The sequence below is a fragment of the Neorhodopirellula pilleata genome (assembly GCF_007859915.1).
GTDB lineage: Bacteria > Planctomycetota > Planctomycetia > Pirellulales > Pirellulaceae > Rhodopirellula > Rhodopirellula pilleata.
In genome coordinates this window covers 340,216-363,532 of record NZ_SJPM01000008.1, presented here as the reverse complement: position 1 = coordinate 363,532, position 23,317 = coordinate 340,216, and the positions used below count along the sequence as shown (strand labels likewise).

Here is a 23,317-nt window from a genome sequence, read left to right as displayed (position 1 = left end):
GTATCAAACGAGCGAGAAAATCCAAGCGAAAACTAATAGAGCCAAGATTCCCCACGCGGTCCATCGCCACACGGGGGCAAGCGAGGAGGCTCCACCCGATGTCGCCCCGAACCACGAGGAAAGGCCGCCGCGAGAAGTCTCGGCGGACTCGTGATCGGGAAATTCGCGGGCGATGAACTCATCGTAATCGTCATCATCCCATTCGTCGTCGTCGTAGGTCATGGCATTGTTCCCACCGGGGTGATGCGAAATCGTTCAATGTCGATTATTCTATCTCTATCGGCCATCCAACACCCTTCTGATTGAAATAGAGCCTTCCATGGAACGAATGACTCGCCCCTTCGGCATCCCTTCCAGCCTACGGTCGCCGTTGAGCTGGATGCTCGTATGGGTTTTGCTTTTGAGCGGCGGTTTTGCACTCACCCACACCCCTGCCTTTGGACAAGACGACGCGGCGGCCGAATTCGGCGAACCGGAACCACCGGGCCCCGCCGCAATGGAACCTGCCGCCGACGGTGCGGCGGCACCGGCCGCAGGCGGCGGAGCGCCGCCCGCGTCGGATCAATCATTGCTCGCTTGGACCATCGAGTCGCTCGGTTGGGGCTACGTGATCGTGTTCTTGGCGTTGTCGGTCACGTTCGTGTCTTTGTTTGTGATGAATATGTTGGCCGCACGACGCGATACATTGTGTCCAGGCGATCTGATCGAAGAGTTCGGCCAACGGCTGGCCGAAAACGACAACCAGGGCGCCTACGATTTGGCCAAAAGCGACGAGTCCGTTCTCGGCCAAGTTCTTGCCGCCGGGCTTGCGAAAATCTCTCGAGGATACAACAAAGCCCTCGAAGCGATGCAGGAAGTCGGCGAAGAAGAAAGCATGAAGCTCGAGCACCGTCTTAGTTACATGGCGTTGATCGGCAACCTCAGCCCGATGATCGGATTGTTTGGAACCGTTCAGGGGATGATCTCGTCGTTCCAGGTCATCGCCACCGGAGGAGCAACGCCCAAACCGTCCGATCTGGCCGGTGGTATTTCGACGGCGTTGTTCACGACTTTGGTCGGATTGGCCGTCGCGATTCCCGCGATCGCCGCTTACAATATTTTGAGAAACCGCGTGTCACGCTTGATGTTGGAAGTCGGCGTGGAGAGCGAAAATTTGATGAGTAAGTTCGAAGACATGACACCCAAGACCGGGGCGCGTTAATCATGCGAGTCAAACAACAAAAAGTCGACATGGCCGAAGGCGACATGACGCCGATGATCGACATGACGTTTCAATTGATCGCGTTCTTCATGGTGCTGATCAATTTCGCCCAAACCGAAGCGAACGACCACGTCGTGTTGCCCAACTCGAAACTCGTCAAGCCGCCTGAAGTCGCCCTAGAATTTCCGATCATCCTGCACGTCGCCGCTGACGGACGCGTCTACTTGGGCGGCGACGACTACACCGCCGAAACCTTGCGGATCGGACTCGATCGGGAACTCGCCGTGATTCGCGGCGAAGGCAAAACGGCCGGTGATGCCAACGTCGTCATCCGAGGCCACAAGGATTGTGCCGCCGGCGAGATCCAAGAGATCGTGCGGGTTTGCCAAGACTCGAAATTGATCAACTTCGCCTTGCGTGTCAAAGAGGACCGATCATGAAGATCCGAAATCGCGAATCGGGCCAGAAGAACGAGCTGAACATGACGAGCATGATCGATATCGTGTTCCTGTTGCTGATTTTCTTCGTCATGACGTTCAAGATCGTCGAGATGGAAGGCGACTTCAGTGTCAAGATGCCGTTGGCGGGAAGCGCCAGCGCCGTCGTCGACCCGACGGATTTGCCGCTGAAACTTCGGTTGCGTTCGGACGATTCGGGTTCACTCGCCGGGATGGCGCTCAACGATATCGAGATGGGCAGTGGCGTCGACGCGTTCGATAAGCTTCGCGGCAACGTGATCGGTTTGCTCGGATCGTCCGCACCGGTCGAGGAGGAAGCCGGTGAGGGACCGGAGATTGAAATCGACACCGATTACAACTTGCGATACGAATACGTCATTCGGGCGATCACGGCGGTGAGCGGATTCAAAGACGGCGACCAAGTCGTCAAACTGATCGAGAAAATCAAGTTCGCCAAGCCGCGACGTTAATGATCCTTCTGCTGGATAATTACGACTCCTTCGTTCACAACATCGCAAGGTACTTGCGACTCGGCGGCAAGGCGACCCGAGTCATCCGCAGCGATGCGATCACGGCGGAACAATGTTGGCGATTGCAACCCGAGGCGATCGTGTTATCGCCCGGCCCTCACGGTCCCGATGCTGCGGGTTGCTGTTTAGAAGTCATCAGCCGATTGGCGGGTGAGATCCCGATGCTGGGCATTTGCTTGGGACATCAAGCCATCGCCGCCGCCTATGGTGGAACGATTCAAATCACTCCGCCTCATCACGCGATCGCGTCGACCATCGCCCATGACGGAACCAGCGTGTTTGCCGGTTTGCCGGAGACGATGAAGGTCGGCCGATACCATTCGTTGTGTGTCGAGGAATCCACTTTGCCGCCGTCACTGCAGGTGACCGCGTGGACGATCGAGTCAACCAACCATGCCGGGCAAAGAGTGGTGATGGGGATCGCCGATCATGCTCGTTGCGTACACGGGTTGCAGTTTCATCCCGAATCGTTGTTGACCGAGCACGGCCAAACCTTATTGAATCAATTCTTCACGTTGGTCGATCGGCATCACCGCCGCCGTCGCCACGTCACCGGTGTCATTGGAAATGGCCGGCCGGTCGCGTGGATGTCGGCGATCGATTTTTCGCCCGAGAATTTTTCGCCCGAGAATGCCACCGATGATCTCCGGTCCACCGGATTGCAAACCGGCTTCGCACCGATGTCGATCGCGGCCCCGCGAAAACGATCGGGGGCCAAGGCCGTATCCGCCGCATTGCCGGAGGACGCGACACCTTGATTCTGGAATCCATCGTCACGACCGTCGACGAAAACGGCGTTGTCAATATCGCTCCGTTGGGACCGATCGTTTTGCCACCCGATCCGGATGAGCTGTTGCCGTCGTTTTTGTTGCGACCTTATCAAGGGTCCAAGACTTGTGAAAACTTGTTGGCCAATGGAAAGGCGGTCATTCATGTCACTGACGATGTTTTGTTGTTGGCAAAGACCGCGATCGGACACGTCCCCGCCGATGGTCTGGTTTGTCAGGCTGTCGGTGGATCAACACACCATCAACGACTCGTGGATTGCCATCGTTGGTTCGCCGTCGAAGTCACGAGTTATGGCGGCACGCCACCGCGTCACGAAATGAAAGCGAGATGTGTTGTCGATGGTGTCCAACGTCCGTTCTTCGGTTTCAATCGAGCCAAACATGCGGTCATCGAAGCGGCTATTTTGGCCACCCGGATCGGTATCATTGACTCGCAAGTGATCCGTGATTCGATCGAGGCACTGCGCACACCGGTTGAAAAAACGGCCGGCTTAGACGAGGCGGAAGCTTTCGAGATGATTGTTCAATTTGTCAGTGAGCGTTTGTTATGAGCGGGTTGGTACGGATTTCGACGGGGGCACGTTTGCATTTCGGGCTGCTCGACGTTGCCGAACCGTTCGGCGGTTGTGGCGTGATGACCGATCGCCCCGAAACGATCGTGGAAGCCAGACCGGCGGCGACGTTTCGTTGTGCAACGACCCGCGCCGGATCGACCGAGCATTTGCGAAAGGCCGAGGCCATTGCCGGACGGCTCATGTCCGGGGGCTCGCTACCCGAGGTGGAGGTTCGGATCGTGCAAGCGGCACCCTCGCACAACGGCTTGGGCAGTGGCACGCAATTGTCTCTCGCGATTGCCGAAGCGATCCTACTCGCATCGCACGGCTCACCTGTCGACCGCGAGCGATTGATCGCGGCCGCCGACCGTGGGTTGCGATCGGCCGTCGGAACGCATGGTTACTTTGCGGGCGGTTTCATCGCCGAGGGACTCGATGGACACGAATCCGCGAAACTCAATCGAATGGACCAACGTTTGGATATGCCGTCGCCTTGGCGGGCGGTGGTGCTGTTACTAAAACGAGACCGAACTGATTCGATCGACAGCCCCGAAACCGTTTCCGGCAGCGACGAGCAAGCCAAGTTCGACCAGCTCGCCCCGGCGGCACAAATGCGTGAAAACTTGAAACGAATCATGCTCGATGAGATCGTTCCGGCGATTCGCGGTCGACGATTCGAGGCGTTCGGTGATGCGGTGACTCGCTACAACCGCAGCAGTGGCGAGCTATTCGCGGCGGTCCAAGGTGGCCCCTACAACGGTGCCGAAACCAGTGATTTGATCGCCGGACTACTGAAAAACGGTCACGTCGGTGTCGGCCAAAGCAGTTGGGGGCCGGGCGTGTTCGTGTGGTTTTCCGATCCGACATCAGCTTGGCATTTCTGCGATACTTGGACTCACACCACCCGCGACGCGTTTCTCGTCAGCCCCAAACGCTCCGGCCGAACGATCCAGTTCGATTGAGATCTTGCTGACTGCACGCGGCGACGATACGAAGTCAATCGAAGTCGAATAATTCAGCGATAGGAAGTATCGCGGCGCGATGGCACTGCGGCGAAATGCGGTCCGATGTCGTGTGAATCGTGATCGATTGGTAGAGACGGGATTGAATGTCACTCATCACGTGAATCCGCCGGTTGGGAATATCGACGACCCAATACTCGACGACACCTGCCTCGGCGTAAATTTCCGCTTTCTCCTGCAGGTCCGAGGCCAAACTGGAGTCGGCAACCTCAATCAACAGCAGCGCGTCCGCCGCACTGGGTCGGGTACTGCCGTAACGACGCGGTTTGAGCCAAAGAATGTCGGGTTCTGGGCGGTCATCGTGGCAGACAAATCCAGACTGCACCTGAACGGAGCAAACCTCCTCACTCGTACTTCGCACCGACCAGTTGGTTAGGTAACGGATCAAATCATCGTGGATCGGGCCAGCGGGACTCATAAATCGTAGTTCTCCCCGAATCAACTCAATTTTTTTGGGCTCGAGACCGTCAAACGCACCGCGATCGACCATCGAGTCGAACTCGGTTCCCGATAATTTAACAAGCATGCTCATGACTGATATAAACCGACTAAGAATCTGTTACCGCTTCATCCTAAGGTAGCAAAACTCGCAAAGACTTCAGAGCCTATCCGATACCTTATTCTAAACTGCGAACTGTTAGAACGTGTTGTAAAAAGGGGTCTGACCCTTTGGAGGCGAGTCGATTTCATTGGGTTTTTGGCCCCGCCGGAGAGGGTCAGACCCCTTTTTAAAACACGTTCTTAGCGTGCCTACGCCGCGATCAAACTCAAAAGATACCACTTTCGGATCCGCGAGTACGGGCATCAGAAACGAACAACCTCAACGATCACGCCTTGGGTTATGATCATGCTGTCGGCCCACACGGGTGTGTTGATCGTGGACGCCGAATGTGATCGCGCCGCGGTTGATTCGGTGGTGGGTGGTCAACGAACGCTTTGAAACTTTTTATTCCTTAGGTACCTCTAAATGCATCGTCGATTGAATGCCTACGTGGTCGTATTTGCCATCTGTCTGTTTGGATTGGCGACGCGTAACGTCGCGTCCCAAGATGCGTCGGACTCTGGCTTGCGTGCCGGTGCGGTTGTGGTCGACATCACACCACAAACCTATCCCGTCGAGTCCGCCGGCAGCATGACGCCGCGTTCAGTTCGCCACGCACATGATCCGCTGCACGCCCGTTGTCTGGTCCTCAACGACGGCAAAACACGAATCGCTTTGGTGACCTGCGATAGTTGTATGATTCCTCGCGAGGTATTTGACGCGGCGAAACAAAAGGCCTCGGTGGCGACGGGTATCGCAGCGGATCATATTCTGTGCTCGGCAACCCATACGCATTCGGCGGTTTCGGCAACGCCCGTGTTTCAAAGCCCCGCGCAGGATGATTATCTTCCGTTCCTGATCGACCGGATCGCCGAGGGGATCGTGAGTGCCGATTCACAAGCGGCCCCGGCCGAGATCGGTTGGGCGATCGGAAGCAATCCACGTCAAGTTTTCAATCGACGTTGGTACTTGCGTTCGAGGATCAAGATTGACGACCCGTTCGAACGTGGTACCGACCGGGTACAAATGAATCCGCCTAGAAACCATCCCAGTTTGTTGCAACCGGCAGGTCCGATTGATCCCGAAGTGGTGGTCCTGTCGGTACGTTCGCTCGACGGTCGGCCGATCGCGACGTGGGCGAACTATTCGCTGCACTACGTCGGCGGTGTTCCCGGCGACATGTTGTCGGCTGACTATTTCGGCGAGTTTGCTAGTCAGTTTGAATCCATGATCGGTGCCGAACCGTCCGATCCGCCGTTTGTCGCCGCGATGACCAACGGAACCAGCGGTGACATCAACAACATCAATTTTTTTGAAGGCAGCGATCGCCAAGAGCCGTTCGAACAAATTCGAATCGTCGCCAACGACGTCGCCCGGTCCGCCGTCGTCGCGTACAAGCGGATTGAGTACGACGATTCGGCAACGCTGGATATGTCGGAGTCGGTGATCGAGTTAGCTGTTCGCAAACCCGATAACGAGGAACTGGCCCGAGCCAACCGACTCATCGAACAAGCCGGCCCCGGTCCCTGGAATGACCGGCGCCTAATTTACGCGGGTGAAACACTCGACATGGCAAACTATCCCGACACGGTCAAAGTCAAGTTGCAGGCGATCCGGATCGGAGGATTGGCCATCGTCACGACCCCGTGCGAAACGTTTGTCGAAACGGGATTGGCGATCAAGAAGCTCAGTCCGTTCAAACCGACGTTCACGATCGAATTGGCCAACGGCTACAACGGTTACTTGCCCACCGCCGAACATCACGCTTTGGGCGGCTACGAAACCTGGCGAGCCAAATCCAGCTATCTCGCTGCCGATGCGGAAGAGAAAATACGCAGCGAGTTGTTGAGGATGCTCGAACGTTTAGAACAATCGGCATCGCGGTAAAACGAAGACCGATCGAATTCAGTCGAGCGAAACACCCGAACCAACGTCATCGGGCTGAACCCACGTAGCAGCGTCTCTCGGAGACGTTGAACCCTGCGAGCCTCGGAGAGGCTCGCCTACGTGTTTTTGGATTGGTTGATCGGTAGTGATTGGCAGTTAACGGGCTGTTGATTTAATCCTCATCGAAACCCGATGCGTAAGCGAGGGATCATTGATATGGACTCATCCCTCGCTAGCCCAGCTCACTGTACCACACATCTGTCGTGTCTTGTGAGGACGACAAAACTGTGGGCTGGACATTCAGTTCGGCACGCGAATGATGGTTCACCCAGTGCTCTGGTTCACTAGTTGATTGACGAGTACCACGATTCCCATGAACCCCTCCCTCTGGGTGGCCTGACGAATCGGTGGGGGTTTGGGCAAATGGGGGAGGGATTCTTGATTTGAAAGTGGTCGCGTCCATTCGTTAGAGTTGGGTTTCTCAAATCTCAATCCGCGAAGGAACGCGACCACCATGAAAGTATGTAACTTTGAGCCGAAAAACGAAAGCCGAAATTCCGTTACCAGCCGATCGGCAATGCGTCGTCGATTGCGGCGACGAAACCGACGTGTCGAGAAATTGCAGTCACGAAATGACCATTTGCAACAAAGAGTTCACGAACTTGAAAAACGCCTGAGCAACGCCAACTCACAGCTCGAAAATGCTCAAGCCCAATTGCTTCAGCGATCCTCCATCGAACAACCCATGATGGATCACCGGATCGAGTGCGAAAAACCGCTGCCGGGACACCAGTTCGGTGTCACCCTGATTGCCGCAGCGATTGAATTGGCTCGACGAGTTGGCTTTCGCGCAGCCGCTGACGTGATCGCGATCCTGTTTGATTTGTTAAACGTCGATATGAAAGTTCCCTCCCATGACGCAATCGAACAATGGACGCTCAGACTCGGCGTGGCAAGCCTTCAGGATACGTTCACCAAAGAGGATCGCGTCTTGTGGATGAGCGATCATTCCAGCCAGATCGGCAAAGAAAAAGTGCTGTTGATCATCGGTATCGCACTGGATGACTTACCGATATCGGGAGAGACGTTGTGTCTTGAAAAGATGAGGGTGCTCGCGATCGTGCCGGGCGAATCCTGGAAGAAAGAGGACGTCGAGCGGGAATACCAAAAACTCGCCGAGCGCATCGGACCACCGGTGTATCTGCTTTGTGACGGAGCAGTTGAACTTCGTGAACCGGCCGAGAAACTCGGAAAAAACGGCCAAAAGACGATCGTCTTAGGAGACTTAAAGCATCACGCGGCGAATGTTCTGGAAAAGGAGATCGGCCGAGATGAGCGTTTTCAAAGTTTCATGAGCCAAGTCGGGTTGACTCGCAATCGCGTCCAGCAAACCGAACTGAGTCACTTTGCACCGCCACCGATCAAACAGAAAAGCCGGTTCATGAACCTCGGTTCGCTTTTAAATTGGGCGTCGATGGTTTTGCATCATTTGGATGATCCGGGGAGCGATTCACGAACCGGTGTCAGCGACCAACGGATGGAAGAGAAACTTGGTTGGCTCCGCGATTTTGCCGATGACGTTGCCAATTGGAATCAATGCCAAGTCGTCATCGATCGATCCCTTGAAGTAATCAACCGAGAAGGGCTCGCTCACGAGACGGCGGAGGTTGTTCGTTGCTCCTTGACAAACCATGATGCGAATTGGAATCGGGGAAGCTCTTCGGCAAGCCGAATCGGCCTACAACTGATCCAGTGGATTGGCGACTCGTCGAGCAGGCTCAACGCAGGTGAACGTGCGTGGTTGTCCACTGAAATTCTGGAATCGCTTTTCGGTCGCTTCAAGCAGCTGGAGCGTCAACACAGCAAAGGCGGCTTCACTCGTTTGATCGCAGCACTACCAACTCTGTGTGTGCGACTCAGTGACGAGGCGGTTCGTCGAGGATTTGCGCGAGTGCATTCACCGCAGCTGAGCAAGTGGATTACGATTAAATCAACAGCCCGTCAACTCTTGATTGTAGGGCTCACTTGCGAATCGCTTGCAGTTCTTGGGCACTGAACATGTCGTCGAATTCTGCTTCCGTGAATTTAGATTCGGCGACCCAGTCCGGAATGCGGATCGTCTGTTTACACGATTGGCACTGTACCCGCTTACCGAAGTCCGCATAGGTAACAAGCAACTTCGCCTGACAGGTGCAACGGATCGGGAACCGCTTGACGACCGGTTCGATCGTGGGTGCCGGCGGCGGGCCGGTGACCTTCTTGCGAAGCCGGAACCTCTTCTCACAATGTGCGCACTCAAAGACGCCGTCGGTGTCGGCATCGTTGACCGTATTGATGGCGCTGCAATGCGGACATCGCGTCCTGATCGGCTTGGGGCTCGGGCTCATGGTTTCACCTCGAATCATCGGATTTGGCTTCGCGGACTCTCCACATGATAGCAAGCCCGATCGGGTCACTTGAGGATCGCGGGATCCTTCAACAACGATTTCTGATCGTGCTCGCGCTCAGCCTCGCAGTGCTCGTGCTCGTCATCGATCGACACGTCAACAACACCGAGTCGGACTTGGTTGAAGTTTGGAGCGTTCGTTAACGACTCATTTCGATTTCGAGTACCGTTTCACTGAGCACGAGCACGAGCACCGTTTCACTCAGGAACTGTTCGGAAATAACTTCCTGATTACGAAACCCGACGCGTCACGGCTCGTTGATTTAATGGTAACCCGAAGCGTGAGCGAGGGATGAGTCAATTTCAATGATCCCTCGCTTACGCAGCGGGTTACGAAAAAAACGCAACTTCAAAACTGACGCTTCGGGTGCCGATTCTCGTGCTTGATGCAAATACCGAAGCTATTTCCGAACAGTGCCTTCGTACGAACGTGCATGAGATGCATTGCATGCTACTTGAAACAGGTTCGTGCACCTATAAGCTGCCGATGTCGCCGCGAAGCACGCTAACCTAAGGTTAGTCTTTCAGGGCCAAAGGCCCGGCAGTTTACCTAGCCCAGCCCGCAGGGCTGGGTTGAATGTGCGAGCGATCCATGAAGGGCCGAAGGTCCGGCCGTTTGCTAGCGACGCGAACAAACGGCCGGACCGTTGGTCCTACTTGTAACGTGCCATCGATCTCCCAGCCCTTCGGACTGGGCTAGGCAAACGGATGGGCCGTTGGCCCGAAAACCGCACTGACCACCGCTTGCTTAGCCGAAAGACGTGCTACCAAACCCACGCAGCAACGTCTCTCCGAGACGTTGAACCCTGCGAGTCTCGGAGAGACTCGCCTACGTGTTTTCTGAATGACTGATGCTTAGTAGCGGTAGTGATCCGGCTTGTAGGGGCCTTCGACGGGCACCCCGAGGTAGTCGGCTTGGTCTTGTGACAGCGTCGTCAACTTCACGCCGAGTTGGCCCAAGTGCAAGCGTGCGACTTCTTCGTCGAGCTTCTTGGGCAACATGTAAACCTTGTTCTCGTACTGTTCGGCTCGTTCCCACAGTTCGAGTTGAGCGAGCACTTGGTTGGTGAACGAGGTGCTCATGACGAACGAAGGGTGACCGGTGGCACAGCCCAAGTTCACCAAACGTCCCTTGGCCAAGATGATGACGCTGCGTCCGGATTCGGTGAACGTGTAGCGATCGACCGCACCGACGTCGGCGGGTTTGATCTCGTCTTTGGTGACCTTGCCTTGTTCGACTTGGTCTTCCAACCAAGCGACATCGATTTCGGTATCGAAGTGACCGATGTTGCAAAGGATCGAATCGTTCTTCATCTCGACCATGTGTTTGCCGAGGATGATGTCCTTGTTGCCCGTCGTGGTAACGAACAGTTTGCCTTCTTTGCAGGCTTCTTCCATCGTCGTGACTTCGAAACCTTCCATCGCGGCTTGCAACGCGTTGATCGGATCGATTTCGGTGACGAGAACGCGGCATCCGTAGCGTTGCAGACTGTGGGCACATCCCTTGCCGACATCGCCGTATCCGCACACGACCGCGACCTTGCCGGCCAACATCACGTCGGTGGCTCGTTTGACGCCGTCGGCGAGCGATTCGCGACAACCGTAGAGGTTATCGAACTTGCTCTTGGTTGCGGAATCGTTCACGTTGATCGCCGGTACGCGAAGTTTGCCCGTCCGGTTGAGAACTTCGAGGCGATGAATTCCGGCGGTGGTTTCTTCGCTGATGCCGCGGATGTTTTCGAGCAATTCGGGGTAACGGTCGTGTACCATCGCGGTCAAGTCACCGCCGTCGTCGAGGATCATGTTGATCGGCTCGCCCGAGGGGAACGTCAAGGTTTGCTCGATGCACCAATCGAATTCAGCGTCGGTCATGCCCTTCCAGGCATAGACGGGAACTCCGGCGGCGGCGATCGCGGCGGCGGCGTGGTCCTGGGTGCTGAAGATATTGCAACTGCTCCAGGTGACTTCCGCACCGAGTTCGAGCAGCGTTTCGATCAATACTGCGGTCTGGATCGTCATGTGCAGACACCCGGCGATGCGGGCACCGGCGAGCGGTTTGGTGGGGCCGTATTTCTTGCGAAGCGCCATCAAACCAGGCATTTCGTTTTCGGCCATGTTGATCTCTTTGCGGCCGTAACCGGCCAGCGAGATGTCTTTGACTTTGTAGGGCAGCTTTTCTGCGGCAACTTGCGACATAGCGAACGTTAACTCTCTGAAAGGGGTTGAGGAGGAACAAACGAAACTCAACAGACCGATCACAGGGACTCCCGCTGGCCCGATTTAGCAGCGGGTCATTGTAGCCATTTGCAGGAAAAAACCAGCCCATCTCATCGCTGACAGGCAAAAAACTGCCACTCGCCCGTGGGGGGCGATGAGTGATTTGTGAAGTCGAAATCTGGAGGCGGCTACGCCGCATACCCATAAGCCCGATGCGCAACGACGTATTGATTTTACGAGCCGGCGGCGCTCAGGGCTTGTTGATTCTATCGTAACCCGACGCGTCAGCGAGGGATCACGCGACCTTCACCGGCTGCGAGGGATCCCTCGTTTACGGGCGTGTCGATTTAATCGTAACCCGAAGCGTGAGCGAGGGATTCATCGCCATTAAGTCCTTTGTATGTATCCCTCGCTCACGCTTTTTGAAGTTGCGCTTTTGCCTGTGGCATTGGTTTATCGTAACCCGACGCGTAAGCGAGGGATGAGTCAATATCAATTATCCCTCGCTTACGCAGCGGGTTACGAAAAAAACGCGACTTCGAAACTCGCGCGTCGGGCTTGTATCAAACACGTTCAGAAAACACAGCATGCGGCAACAGACCACCTGCCAGTTTTTCCAGTCCTCACTACCTGAACAATTGGCGCGAAAACGATCCTGTTCCGCAATTTTCTAGCCTCACGCGTAGAAAACCTGACGTAGCGTTCCAGTGAGACCCATCGTTTCAAGCCATGAAGGAAACCTTTTCAATGTCGCTGACCCCTCAATTTTCGGACGCTTTGGCGTCGCACTTCCCGACCAGCAACAGCGTCGATCGTTCGTCGTCTGCGGCGGCTCCGTTCGTCTATTCCGCTTCCACGTCGAGCGAATCGGAATCCGACAGCGGTCCGAACGTCGACCGTCGACGGGGCGGATCCGCGGCACGTGATGCACGCGGCGGACGCAGCGGTGTGGAACGACGCCAGTTCGGAAGTTCACACACCGGGTTGTCAGGCGAAGGCCGTGAATTGGCCGCCGCGATCGATGCCTATAAACTCGAACACCGTCGTCGATACATCACTTGCGACGAGATGCTCGTCGTGCTCAGTAGCCTCGGGTACAGCAAGTCGAACGGGTAACGTTCACTAAGATACGTATTCCTCTTCGGCTTCGCCGGTCGGTCGAGATATTTCGCCGGTATCTTCCAGATGCCGGACGACGTCGACGATTTTTTGCTGCACCGCTTCGACTTCGCTGATCCGAACGCTGCCGAGATAGCCCATCTCTTCTCGCAAGTTTTCGGCCGCCCGCGAACTCATGTTTCGCAGCACTTTCTCCTGCAACGCCTCGCTGGCCCCCTTGAGCGCCATCGCCCACTGCGCCGTCTCGACGTTCTTGAGCAGCGCTTGGATGTCGCGGTCGCCGAGTTTGGCGATGTCCTCAAACACGAACATCAAGCGACGAATTTCCTCGGACAACTCGGGGTCTTCGCGGCCGAGCGACTCCATGATCAAACGCTCGACCGATCGCTCGACCACGTTGAGGATCTCGGCGACGCTCTCGACGCCACCCATGTTGGATTGTTGTTGGTTGACCATGCTGCTGAGCCGCATCTCCAGACCACGTTCGAGCTCCGAAACGGCCGTGGGGCTGGTCCGTCCGATATGGGCGATTCGTCGAATCACTTCGAGTTGCTTCTCGGCAGGTAACCCGGCCATTACCTCGGCCGCATAACTCGACGGCACGTGACTGAGTAACAACGCGATCGTTTGCGGATGTTCTTCGCCGATGAACTGCAACAGCGTTTGGGTATCGACTTTCTTGACAAACCCGAAAGGCATCGCCTCGATGGTTTGTTGCAGATTGCCGATCATCTCCGCCGCGTCGCGGCCGAGGGCTTCCTTGATCAATTCCTTCGCACGCTCGAGTCCACCAGGGCTGGCGTAGATCGAACTCGCTTTACTAGTCAAGAACTCCGCGATGACGACTTCCTGTTCGTCACCGCCGACCGAGTCGATTTGGGCGATCTTGATGCTGATTTTTTCAATCAGTCGAGGCGGTAATTGACCCATTACGCGAGCGGCGGCCTTAGTGGGAAGGCACATCAGCAGAATCGCCGCTTTGGTCAAACCACGGTCCTCGGCACTGCCCATAACAAGATTTGCCATTCGATTATCGTAAGCCATCATGCGAGTCGTCGGGACTAATAGACACCGTCGGTCCTATCGGCCATCGAGATACCGTGACTCAAACGAGGCGTTCACGTTTCGCCACTTTCGGCCCCTGAGACTCAACCTAGTTCGTCTGATCGATTCATCCGGATCAACCCGAACGATCTAACCGTTAGAATTCCGACGGCCCTCGAAGTCCACACCAATCTTTGCTGAGACGGTAACCCTTCCGTTCCTGGCTCGCCCCGGCAAACCGCAGGCATGCTCGGATGAGTCTGAATTATCCGCTTGAGAGTTTGGGATTGTCGCGGTGGCGGGTCGAATCACGCTGGGTCTTTTTCTCTAAATTGCGACGCAGCGCCTCGGTCAGATCGATTCCGGATTGATTGGCCAAGCAGATCACGACAAACAATACGTCGGCCAATTCGTCGGGAAGTTGTTCCTTCAGATGAGCTGGATTCACGCCGGTTTTACAGGATTGTTCGCCGCACGTTCGCGAAAGAATCCGAGCGACTTCGCCGACTTCCTCGACGAGCTGAGCCAAATTGGTTAACTCGTCGAAGTATCGCACGCCGATCGTTTGGATCCACTCGTCGACGATCACTTGAGCTTGACCGATCGTTAACGGATTGGTTGGGTCCGTCGAAGCGTGTTTCACGGTTTCGCCGTTAACAGGTAAGTACCGCTCTTGCCAGCGACGGCGATGTCCATCGCGCCGTCTTCGTTGAAGTCCTCGACCAAGATTTGCAAACCGGTACCGACACGGCCTTCGTCGATCGTATGGCGGGTGAAGGATTTCTTTTCGGCATCCCATTGGTACCAATACAAACATGGCACATCCATACCGCCTGGGTCTTTTCCGTTGTGGGCGAAGTAGCGTTTGCCGGTGATCAAATCGGGTTGGCCGTCGCCGTTAAGATCTTTCCAGACGAGGCAATGCGGCTGCGAAAAGCTTTTGTCAATCAGATGTTCTTCCCACTGGATCTTTCCGGACTCGTCGGTGCCGGTTTGTTCCCACCATTGCAATCCGAAGTCATGGCCATTGCCGAAAATTAAATCGCTGTCGCCGTCCTTGTCGAGATCGGTAACCACCATCGGCAAACTCGAATGCAACTTCCAGTCTTCGTGAAACGCCCAAGGCCCTGACCATGCCCCGTCGGCAGGCTGTTCGTACCAGCCGTGTCCGACGAGGACGTCGTTGCGGCCATCGCCGTTGAGGTCCCCCACGGCGACGCCGTGACCATTGGTCGGACCGAGTTCGTGTCGTTTCATTTCGTAGGCGGCACCGCCCGTTTGGGCACCGGTGGTTTCCATTCGCCACACAACCATCGGGTTTTGTGGCTTCCACGAATTAACGATCCATTCCGGTTTTCCGTCGCCGTCGATGTCTTCGAGTAATTGACCTTCGTTGGCGCTTGCTCCCGTATCGACGAGTAGTTGCTGCGGCCACTGTTTGCCCAACCGAAGGTTCTCCTCGCCTGGGTTTTGGTACCAGAAAACTTTGGTGGGCAAGAACGATCCGGCGACGACATCCAAACGGCCGTCTTGATCGACGTCCATCACGTAATCGCCGTTGCTTTCGACATACCCGTTCCAATCCTCGATGCTGCGGACCGGCCGCGCGGCCCAGTCGCCGTTGCGGAACCAGTTTCGCCCGGCGACCAAGTCCAACTTACCGTCGCCGTCAAAATCACCCGCCGCGATGCCTTCGTTGCCGTCGACGGCGAGCAGGCGAACATCAAAACGGAGGTCGTCGGCGTGCGATGTGCCGACGAGGCAGATAAACGTGAGTAGAAGTGGTAGGGACTTCATGGGAGATCTTTCGGTGGGGAATTGGGGGTGGGAGAATGGCAAATCAACTCAATGCGAGAAGAGTTGGCGGATGCCGGGTCTTCGCTATCGCTACGACCCAGCCTACAAGAATTACAAAAGCAGCTTACTCTTTCGAACTGGCGATGCGGCCTCCTTGGACGAGTACGTCGAGTTCGTCTTTGAATCGTTGGGCGAGTGCTTCGGGGCCGGGGTATCCGACGTGGGCGGCTTCGACAACACCACCTTTACCGATCACCAGCGTCAGCGGGATTCGCTTCGCTGAGAGTGCTTCGATCATGTCACCTTGGGGATCCACGGCGACATCGACGCCCCAATCTTGTTCTTCGGCGAAACCTTTGACGAGGTTCGCGTTCTCGCCGACGTTCACGGCGAAAAACACGACGTCTTGATCCGCGTACGAGTTGACCGTCTTGGCGATGACGGGCATCGCTTTCATGCACGGGGTACACCACGTCGCCCAGAAATCCAAAACAACAATCTTGTCTTTCAACTCTTCCGATGAAAGTTCGCTTCCGTCGAGCATCCGCAATGTATAAGCCGGCACGGATTTTCCGAGCAGCGGGTGGTGGCCGAGCTTGAGCTCTTTCTTTTTGTTGTAGTCTTCCAACGAAGCGTACTTTGTCGCTTCTTGGTCAGCGGAAAACCGAAACAGATTCTCATCGACTTCCCCCGTGATACGCCACGAAACAAAATCATATCGCAGGGAAAGTTCATAGCCTTGTGGAACCCTCACTTGCCCGGTGGCGACCAGCATCGGCGTCAGGTTGATCAACAACCGCAAGGGGCGATGTTGTGCATCGTCGGTCACCCAAAAGTCCCACGTGACACCGTCGTCCTGTTGCCCACGCAGGCGGATCGAATCGGTACGACCTCGAAACTTGGTGGGGCCGATCACGTCGACTGAGTTCATGCCGCTAAGAAACGTGAGCGCCGGATCGACTCCCGCCATGGTTAGCGCGAGCATCGGTTCGGGATAGGGACCCAAGGTGATCGGCGACGACCGCACCACGGCTTGGCAATCCAGCACATCAGGAAGTTCGAAAAAAGCCTCCGGTGACATCGCGACGGTGCTCAGTTGCCCATCGGAAAAAATCCGCATGCGATCTTCAGCGGATTTGTAATAAATCGTGTAACTCGCGGGATACTTGGACGCGATCTGAAACGTCGACTCTTCCTTCGACACGATCTCGCCGTTCATTACCGTCTCGACAGCCAATTCGACCTTGGCGCGGGACATGTCCGCTTTCGAAATCTGCGAAAACAGAGGCACGAGAATCGACTTCACCTCATCGGACGCTTCGAACGCTTCCTTATCGGGATTGGGCGTTTCATCTTGACCATGAATCAAATGTGGCGTCGGCGAAAATAACCACGCTGCACACAGGGGCAAGATGACCTTTAGCGGTAAACGATTCCAAAAACTCATCAATCACGGTGCGCAAAAACGAGGAAGGTGGGGTTGAGCGATTCGAATCGAACCCGTTGCAACTGGTAGCAACCGCGAGCGATGTTGATCATGCGAACGTCACATCGTAGTCCTTGATCATCAAGGACCTGTTGGACGGTCGTGAGATTGTCCAGGCTGTTAACATTGACGACGATATGACCTGTTCGCTTGAGTCGCTTGGCGGCCGCGAGTGTTAAATCGGGTATGAACCGACCGCTACCGCCGACAAAAATCGCATCGGGATCGGGCAAGTCGGCGAACGCTTCAGGAGCCCGTCCGTGGACGGGGATCAAAGTTTTGGCGTTCATCGCCGATGCGTTTTGCAGCATCAAGCCGTAGTCTTCGGCATCCATTTCGATCGCGTAAACCTGTCCCGATGTCGCAAGATTGGCCGCCTCGATCGCGAGTGAACCGCTGCCCGCGCCGACGTCCCAGACCACCGAGTCACGCTGGATGGCAAGTTCCGCGAGTGCGATACAGCGGACTTCTTGCGGTGTGATCAAACCGCGTTTGGGTCGCGACTGCAGATAAGTCTCGTCGGGATTCCCGAAGATGCGTTTGGGCCGCGATGTATCAGGTTGATCGGCGGATCCGTGCTTACGAACGAGCACCATCACATTGAGCGGCGAGAATGTCTGGCCGACGATGCTTTTCAACGAAGCTTGCGTTACCGTCTCGGCAGGAGTGCCCAGGTTTTCACATACGAAAGCGGTGAAGTAATCAATGCGGCGATCCAACAATGACGAGGCCACGACTGACGGGGAAGCTTCCTCGGTCGTGAACAAGCCGACCCGTTCGGCCGTGCGAATTTGATCGACGACACGGTCGAGCGACTCGGTCGCGAGCGACGTCAGGTAAGCATCGTCCCAACTCTCCTTCACCCGAGCAAAAGCGAGTTGCATCGTCGAAACGTGCGGGACGACTTCGAAAAGATCCTTGCCCAGCGATTCGATTAGAAAACGAGTGATGCCATAAAAAAGCGGATCGCCGCTGGCCAACAAGACGCTGCTGTAGCCATCTTGGGGCAGCACTTCGATGGTGCGACGGAGCGACTCCAAGTCCCCGGCGACGACGATGCGCTCGCCATCGGTGGGTGGGATTTGTTTCAGAAGTGGGGCAGTGCCGAGCAGGCGTTTGGCATCCGCGATTCGAGTGCGGGCCAGACCCGTCAGCCCACCGTAGCCGTCGTCACCGATGCCGACGATTTGTACCGTCGCTGACGAGGACTGCGAATTACCACTGCTTGCACCTGAACGTTCTCCATCTCGGTTCATGCTTTGCCTTGCAAATACTGGTAGCTCTGCACAATGCTTTCAAGCGGCGCAGGTGATTGGTCTTGCTCGACGTGGCATTGTTCGACGCCGATCTCGCGGGCCAATCGAACGACGGCGGGGATATTGATTACACCGTCGCCGAGTTCCTGAAACGCGTCGTCGGGAACTTGACCTTCGTCCGTGATCACCGGTGTTCCCTGCTGCATGTCTTTCAAATGCACTTGGCTGATGCGACCGGCGAGTCGTTTCATCATTGCCAGCGGATCATGGCCACCGACTTTGACCCAAAACACATCGAGTTCGAACTCCAACTGATGCGGGTCAAACCGTTCAACAAAAAGATCAAACGCGGTTAACGGTTGATCGCTGTTGTCACCGGCGAACTTCTGGAACTCGAACGAATGGTTGTGGTAGCACATTCGCATTCCCGCTTCACGGGTTTTTCTCGCCGCATCGTTGGCACGATCCGCGATCGCTCGGCATTTGTCGGCGGTGTCGCGTTGATGCTTCGCGATGTAACCAAATACGACGTGTCGCAACCCGATCCGTTCGGCCAAGTCCAAGACCTGCTCGATCGAGGCCACGCCGTCCTTGCCCGGCTCGGTGATGACGTTGAAGTCCAAGAAGCCGCTGTGGATTGCCAGCCCGGCATCGCGGGCCATGGAGGCGATCTTGACCGCGTCCTCGTCGATGTTCATCAGTTCGACTTGGAAATAACCCGCCTTGGCGACTGCTTCGAGCGTTGCTTGAGGGGCGTCGGCCATTTGATTGCGAAGCGTGTAAAGCTGCAACCCGATCCGGTCAAAATACGGCAGCTCGGCTTTCGGGGCCGGTTGACCTTGCTCGCTCGGCGCGGCGTCCGCGTCGGGAGGCGAGTCGGTTGCCAAGTCGTCGGCGTGGGTGACTCGGTTGAAGTAAGCGGCCAGCGACCCGGCGGCCACAAGTTTCGCGGCGTGACGCCGATTGAAGGAGGCGTTCATGGCGGACTGGATTTCGTTGGAGAGCATTCGATCTTGTTTACTGTTCGCGTTTTTGACGTTGCCGACGACTGTAACGTTCGAGAGTCTTGCGTTCGGCCGACGTCAAACTGGCTTCGCCGGACTCATGAATTTTAGCCAAAATCCGATCCGCTTCTTCGGCTTCGGCTCGAATTTTCCGCTCAGGGTCATGCAATTTTAACCGAGTCCGCCGCGAACGGGAGCGAATCCGGTCGGGAAGTTCGCTCAACCCGGAAAAATCCAGCCAATCGAACCGCCAGTGACGCCGGAAATACAAGTAACCGAACAAGGCCCCGGCGAGGTGCACTTCGTAGGCGGTCGTGCCGCCGGACAGTCCCGTCGCGCCGAACATATCCATGACAACGATTCCGCACGCAACCACCCACGCTTTCACCGGAAAGACAAACATCAACCGAATTTCTTGATGTGGGTAGTAACACGCAAACAGGATCAATGCCGTTGTCACCCCGCCGCTGGCCCCGAGCGTGATGCCCGAAAGATTAACCGGACTTCCGGTCGCCAGTCCGACCAACCAGGGCACGAGCATGGCGACGAAACCGCCGAAGATAATTGAGATCAGGTAGACCTTAAGGAACTCAGGCCCACCAAGTCGTTGTTCGACTGGTTTACCGAAGATGTACAACACGAACATGTTAAACGCGAGGTGCCAGATTTTATCAGTGTCGTGTAGAAAGCCATATGTCAGCGTTTGAAACCATAGCCAAGGGCGCAGCAACGATCCCGGCGAAACCGCAAGCAGTTCGTCGTACTTAAAGAGGTGTTGTCCAATAAAAAACGCCACGTTGATGACGATCAAGATCACCAACACGCTACGCGGGTTCTCGATCCGATCCCACGGTGTCCGTTCGGCGCGACCATAGTCGCGATCGTTTATGCCCATGTTCCGTTACCGATGAAAGATTGCCGATTCAACATTACCGATCTAATACGCCGACGATCCATGATCGTCACGCTTGTTTCTAATCATGGCGTTTTCTTGTCAGCCGATGGCACCAGGGGCTGTTGATTTAATCGTAACCCGAAGCGTGAGCGAGGGATCATTGATATTGACTCATCCCTCACTCACGCTTTTTGAAGTTGCGTTTTTTTCGTAACCCGAAGCGTAAGCGAGGGATCATTGATATTAACTCATCCCTCGCTCACGCTTCGGGTTACGATGCAGATTAAATCAACACGTTGGCAAGCCTTGTTGCCGCCCCAACGCGATCGATACGTTTGCGTTCCAAAAAACCGGCCCGGAGTGTGAACTCCGGGCCGGCGTCAAATCAATCAAACGTTATCGTCTTGGATCAATCGCGTGAACGGCCACCACGGTCGCCGCCACTGCGGGGACCACGTCCACGCCCGCCGCCACGTCGACGACGCGGTCGGTCATCGCCATCAGCATCGCCGTCTCCGCCACGATCGCCACCGGCTTCTTCCAGTTCGGCGGCCAAGGGGTCTTCGACGCCGAGTTCTTCGAGTGCACGGCGACGGCTCAGTTTGACGCGATCGTGTTCATCAACGTCGATGACCAAGACTTTCATCTCGTCGCCGACGGCGATCACGCGATCCAGGCTACTGATGTAACCGCCACTCATTTCACTGATGTGGACGAGTCCGTCGCGGCCCGGCATGATTTCGACGAACGCGCCGAATTCCTTGATGCTACTGACGATGCCGTCGTAGATCTTGCCGATCTGGACGGTCGCCGTGCAGGCTTCGACTTGCTTCATCGCTTCTTGAGCGGATTCTTTATTGCTCGAAGCGACCAAGACGGTGCCGTCGTCATCGACTTCGATGACCGCGCCGGTCGACTCTTGGATACCACGGATGTTCTTGCCGCCGGGGCCGATCAGAGCACCGATCTTGGACGGATCGATCTTCGTGCGGAGCAAGCGAGGTGCGGTCGGCGAAATTTCACGACGCGGACGAGGAATCGCCGTCAACATCTTCTTGAGGATTTCGATCCGGGCTTCGCGAGATTGCTTGAGCGTCGCGCGAATGATTTCTTCGCTCACACCGGTGATCTTGAGATCCAATTGAATTCCGGTGATCCCGTTTTGGGTTCCCGCGATTTTGAAGTCCATGTCGCCGAAGTGGTCTTCGGTTCCCAAAATATCGGTCAACAAGTGCCAATCGTCGGGAGAGTTTTGCACCAGGCCGACCGAAATACCGGCAACCGGGTTGCTGATCGGAACGCCCGAAGCCATCAGGCCGAGCGTTGCTCCGCAAACCGACGCCATCGACGAAGAGCCGTTGGATTCGGTGATGTCGCTGATCACACGGATCGTGTAAGGGAACGCATCGGCGGGCGGCAGAACCGGCGCGACGCTGCGTTCGGCCAAGGCACCGTGGCCGATTTCACGACGACCGGGGCCGCGGATCGGGCGGCATTCGCCGACCGAAAACGACGGGAAGTTATAGTCCAGCATGAACTTCTTGCTGAATTCTTCTTGCAGACCGTCGACGCGTTGTTCGTCGCGGCTCGTTCCCAAAGCGATCGTGATCAGGGCTTGAGTCTCGCCGCGTTGGAACAACGCCGAGCCGTGAACGCGGGGTAGTAGGTCCGTTTCGCAGTGAATCGCACGTAGCGATTTGCGATCGCGGCCGTCGGGGCGGGTTCCGGCGCTGATCAAGTCGCGAACGACCTTTTCTTCGAGGTCATGCCAAACCGTCTTGAAACGATTGACGCAGATCGCACCGTCAGCCGACGGATCGGGAATGACTTCCGACATCGCGCGATCGCGAAGAGCACGCACGGCATCGGCGCGGTCTTGCTTGCCGGATGTTTGTTGAGCCGATTTGAAATCGCTGTAGTACGCGTTGTTGAGTCGGTCGAACAAGCCATCGTCTTCGGGCTCGACGAAGGGAACCTTTTGCGGGTTCACTTTTTCATACAACTCGTTCTGCAACGCGATGCAATCTTGGATCACCTTGTGTGCGAACATGATCGCTTCCATCATCTCGTCTTCAGGCATTTCGTTGGCGAAGCCTTCGATCATGCAGACGGTGTCATGATCGCCGCTGACGATCATATCGAGTTCCGATTCTTCGAGTTGATCGTAAGTCGGGAAGGCGATCAACTTGCCATCGACTTTGCCAACACGAACGCTGCCCAAAGGCCCCTTGAATGGCAATGGGCTGCAATGCAGTGCTGCCGCAGCACCGTTCATGGCGAGCACGTCGCCATCGTTTTGCATGTCACTGGCCATCACGAAGGCTTGAATTTGGACTTCGTCATTGAACCCCTTCGGCCACAACGGTCGGATCGGGCGGTCCATCAAGCGAGCGGTCAAGGTTTCCTTGGTACTCGGGCGGCCTTCTCGTTTCAAGAAACCACCGGGGAATTTACCCGCTGCGGCGAGCCGCTCGCGGTAGTCACACATGAGTGGAAAGAAGTCGATACCAGGTCGGGCGGCGCCGGAAGCGGCCGCGACCAAGACCACCGTTTCTCCGTACTGCACCAACACGCTGCCGGCGGCCTGTTTGGCGATATGACCTGTTTCCAGGGACATGATTTGATCGCCGATTTTTCGCTCTACGCGAATTTTGTGAACACTCACAACTACCTCAATTTTCTTTTCTATTTTCCTACAAACAACAAAATGACGGACGATTCCGCCGACAATCCCGAACTCCAACACGCGATCGGAAGTCGATCAAAGGTACCGGGGGTCTGGTCAACAAACATTCTTGTTTCCTTGCGACCAAAATTCCGATAGCGATCGACGCGGCGGGCGTTGGAGCGAGAGTTATGCGACACGGTTCGAGAAACACCGTGACGCCTCCACCAGCGGATGCACCAAGAAAGACGTCCGATGCTCGAGTCGGCCTTGCCGTCGAGTCTACCGTTATGTCTAGCGTCGATGCCGGGGCACTCGCGTGGACGTGAAGCCGCTCAATGATTGAGCGACGTTGACATGAATTTTTTCCTGATTTAACCAATCTGGTCCCATCCGGGGGAAATACC

General features: G+C 56.0%; 22 protein-coding genes. 10 read left to right on the top strand and 12 right to left on the bottom strand.

The window, feature by feature from the left end; translation table 11 throughout:
- Positions 1 to 3: 3 nt before the first annotated feature.
- Positions 4 to 222, bottom strand: coding sequence for a hypothetical protein (locus Pla100_RS19165; protein ID WP_146579271.1), 219 nt, complete (start codon positions 220 to 222; stop codon positions 4 to 6).
- A 97-nt stretch (positions 223 to 319) separates the two neighbouring features.
- Between Pla100_RS19165 and Pla100_RS19160 the strand changes: the two genes are divergently transcribed.
- The 6 genes from Pla100_RS19160 to Pla100_RS19135 are packed head-to-tail and all read left to right on the top strand — an operon-like array spanning position 320 to position 4,493.
- Complete coding sequence (locus Pla100_RS19160) at positions 320 to 1,201, top strand: MotA/TolQ/ExbB proton channel family protein (protein ID WP_231603238.1); 882 nt, start codon at positions 320 to 322, stop codon at positions 1,199 to 1,201.
- A 2-nt stretch (positions 1,202 to 1,203) separates the two neighbouring features.
- Positions 1,204 to 1,641: an ExbD/TolR family protein gene (locus Pla100_RS19155; protein WP_146579269.1), complete on the top strand. Its 438-nt coding sequence runs from the start codon at positions 1,204 to 1,206 to the stop codon at positions 1,639 to 1,641.
- Positions 1,638 to 2,129, top strand: a complete 492-nt coding sequence (locus Pla100_RS19150; RefSeq protein WP_146579268.1) for an ExbD/TolR family protein — start codon at positions 1,638 to 1,640, stop codon at positions 2,127 to 2,129. Before Pla100_RS19155 ends, Pla100_RS19150 begins: the two co-directional genes overlap by 4 nt.
- Positions 2,129 to 2,947 carry an anthranilate synthase component II gene (locus Pla100_RS19145; protein ID WP_146579267.1) on the top strand — a complete coding sequence of 273 codons (819 nt, stop codon included), beginning with the start codon at positions 2,129 to 2,131 and terminating at the stop codon, positions 2,945 to 2,947. The genes Pla100_RS19150 and Pla100_RS19145 overlap by 1 nt, the downstream gene beginning before the upstream one ends.
- On the top strand, positions 2,944 to 3,528 hold the full coding sequence (locus tag Pla100_RS19140) for a DUF447 domain-containing protein (protein WP_146579266.1): 585 nt from the start codon (positions 2,944 to 2,946) through the stop codon (positions 3,526 to 3,528). Before Pla100_RS19145 ends, Pla100_RS19140 begins: the two co-directional genes overlap by 4 nt.
- Positions 3,525 to 4,493, top strand: coding sequence for a GHMP family kinase ATP-binding protein (locus Pla100_RS19135; protein WP_146579265.1), 969 nt, complete (start codon positions 3,525 to 3,527; stop codon positions 4,491 to 4,493). Before Pla100_RS19140 ends, Pla100_RS19135 begins: the two co-directional genes overlap by 4 nt.
- Before the next feature lie 34 nt (positions 4,494 to 4,527).
- On the opposite strand, the gene Pla100_RS19130 is transcribed toward Pla100_RS19135, so the two are convergent.
- Entirely contained in the window at positions 4,528 to 5,079 is a 552-nt protein-coding gene (locus Pla100_RS19130; protein ID WP_231603237.1) for a Uma2 family endonuclease, read from the bottom strand.
- Positions 5,080 to 5,520: 441 nt separating this feature from the next.
- Between Pla100_RS19130 and Pla100_RS19125 the strand changes: the two genes are divergently transcribed.
- Positions 5,521 to 6,981, top strand: coding sequence for a hypothetical protein (locus Pla100_RS19125; protein WP_231603236.1), 1,461 nt, complete (start codon positions 5,521 to 5,523; stop codon positions 6,979 to 6,981).
- Between the two features lie 514 nt (positions 6,982 to 7,495).
- The gene (locus Pla100_RS19120; RefSeq protein ID WP_146579263.1) at positions 7,496 to 9,037 is read left to right on the top strand and encodes a hypothetical protein; all 1,542 of its coding nucleotides are present in this window, start codon (positions 7,496 to 7,498) and stop codon (positions 9,035 to 9,037) included.
- Here the strand turns inward: Pla100_RS19120 and Pla100_RS19115 are convergent.
- Positions 9,003 to 9,368, bottom strand: coding sequence for a hypothetical protein (locus tag Pla100_RS19115; RefSeq protein WP_146579262.1), 366 nt, complete (start codon positions 9,366 to 9,368; stop codon positions 9,003 to 9,005). The two genes, Pla100_RS19120 and Pla100_RS19115, sit on opposite strands and share 35 nt — an antisense overlap.
- Positions 9,369 to 9,412: 44 nt before the next feature.
- Here Pla100_RS19115 and Pla100_RS30945 point away from each other — a divergent pair, with 44 nt between their 5' ends.
- The gene (locus Pla100_RS30945) at positions 9,413 to 9,571 is read left to right on the top strand and encodes a hypothetical protein (RefSeq protein WP_197168069.1); all 159 of its coding nucleotides are present in this window, start codon (positions 9,413 to 9,415) and stop codon (positions 9,569 to 9,571) included.
- A gap of 711 nt (positions 9,572 to 10,282) precedes the next feature.
- Here Pla100_RS30945 and ahcY read toward each other — a convergent pair.
- A complete protein-coding gene (gene ahcY / locus Pla100_RS19110; RefSeq protein ID WP_146579261.1) occupies positions 10,283 to 11,623 on the bottom strand; it encodes an adenosylhomocysteinase in 1,341 nt (446 codons plus the stop codon).
- 768 nt (positions 11,624 to 12,391) lie between these two features.
- Here ahcY and Pla100_RS19105 point away from each other — a divergent pair.
- Positions 12,392 to 12,760 (top strand): hypothetical protein, encoded by a 369-nt coding sequence (locus Pla100_RS19105; protein ID WP_146579260.1) that lies wholly within the window; start codon positions 12,392 to 12,394, stop codon positions 12,758 to 12,760.
- A 6-nt stretch (positions 12,761 to 12,766) separates the two neighbouring features.
- Here the strand turns inward: Pla100_RS19105 and fliG are convergent, their stop codons facing one another.
- From fliG to Pla100_RS19065, 8 genes are all read right to left on the bottom strand, one after another.
- Complete coding sequence (gene fliG, locus Pla100_RS19100; RefSeq protein WP_146579325.1) at positions 12,767 to 13,774, bottom strand: flagellar motor switch protein FliG; 1,008 nt, start codon at positions 13,772 to 13,774, stop codon at positions 12,767 to 12,769.
- A 298-nt stretch (positions 13,775 to 14,072) separates the two neighbouring features.
- Complete coding sequence (locus Pla100_RS19095) at positions 14,073 to 14,450, bottom strand: nucleotide pyrophosphohydrolase (protein ID WP_146579259.1); 378 nt, start codon at positions 14,448 to 14,450, stop codon at positions 14,073 to 14,075.
- Positions 14,447 to 15,604, bottom strand: a complete 1,158-nt coding sequence (locus Pla100_RS19090) for an FG-GAP repeat domain-containing protein (protein WP_146579258.1) — start codon at positions 15,602 to 15,604, stop codon at positions 14,447 to 14,449. Before Pla100_RS19090 ends, Pla100_RS19095 begins: the two co-directional genes overlap by 4 nt.
- A 124-nt stretch (positions 15,605 to 15,728) precedes the next feature.
- The gene (locus Pla100_RS19085) at positions 15,729 to 17,051 is read right to left on the bottom strand and encodes a redoxin family protein (RefSeq protein WP_146579257.1); all 1,323 of its coding nucleotides are present in this window, start codon (positions 17,049 to 17,051) and stop codon (positions 15,729 to 15,731) included.
- The gene (gene cbiE / locus Pla100_RS19080) at positions 17,051 to 18,346 is read right to left on the bottom strand and encodes a precorrin-6y C5,15-methyltransferase (decarboxylating) subunit CbiE (protein WP_146579256.1); all 1,296 of its coding nucleotides are present in this window, start codon (positions 18,344 to 18,346) and stop codon (positions 17,051 to 17,053) included. Before cbiE ends, Pla100_RS19085 begins: the two co-directional genes overlap by 1 nt.
- Entirely contained in the window at positions 18,343 to 19,353 is a 1,011-nt protein-coding gene (locus tag Pla100_RS19075; protein WP_231603235.1) for a sugar phosphate isomerase/epimerase family protein, read from the bottom strand. The genes cbiE and Pla100_RS19075 overlap by 4 nt, the downstream gene beginning before the upstream one ends.
- A 10-nt stretch (positions 19,354 to 19,363) precedes the next feature.
- Positions 19,364 to 20,245 (bottom strand): rhomboid family intramembrane serine protease, encoded by an 882-nt coding sequence (locus tag Pla100_RS19070; RefSeq protein WP_146579255.1) that lies wholly within the window; start codon positions 20,243 to 20,245, stop codon positions 19,364 to 19,366.
- Between the two features lie 409 nt (positions 20,246 to 20,654).
- Positions 20,655 to 22,910: a polyribonucleotide nucleotidyltransferase gene (locus tag Pla100_RS19065; protein WP_146579254.1), complete on the bottom strand. Its 2,256-nt coding sequence runs from the start codon at positions 22,908 to 22,910 to the stop codon at positions 20,655 to 20,657.
- Positions 22,911 to 23,317: the final 407 nt, after the last annotated feature.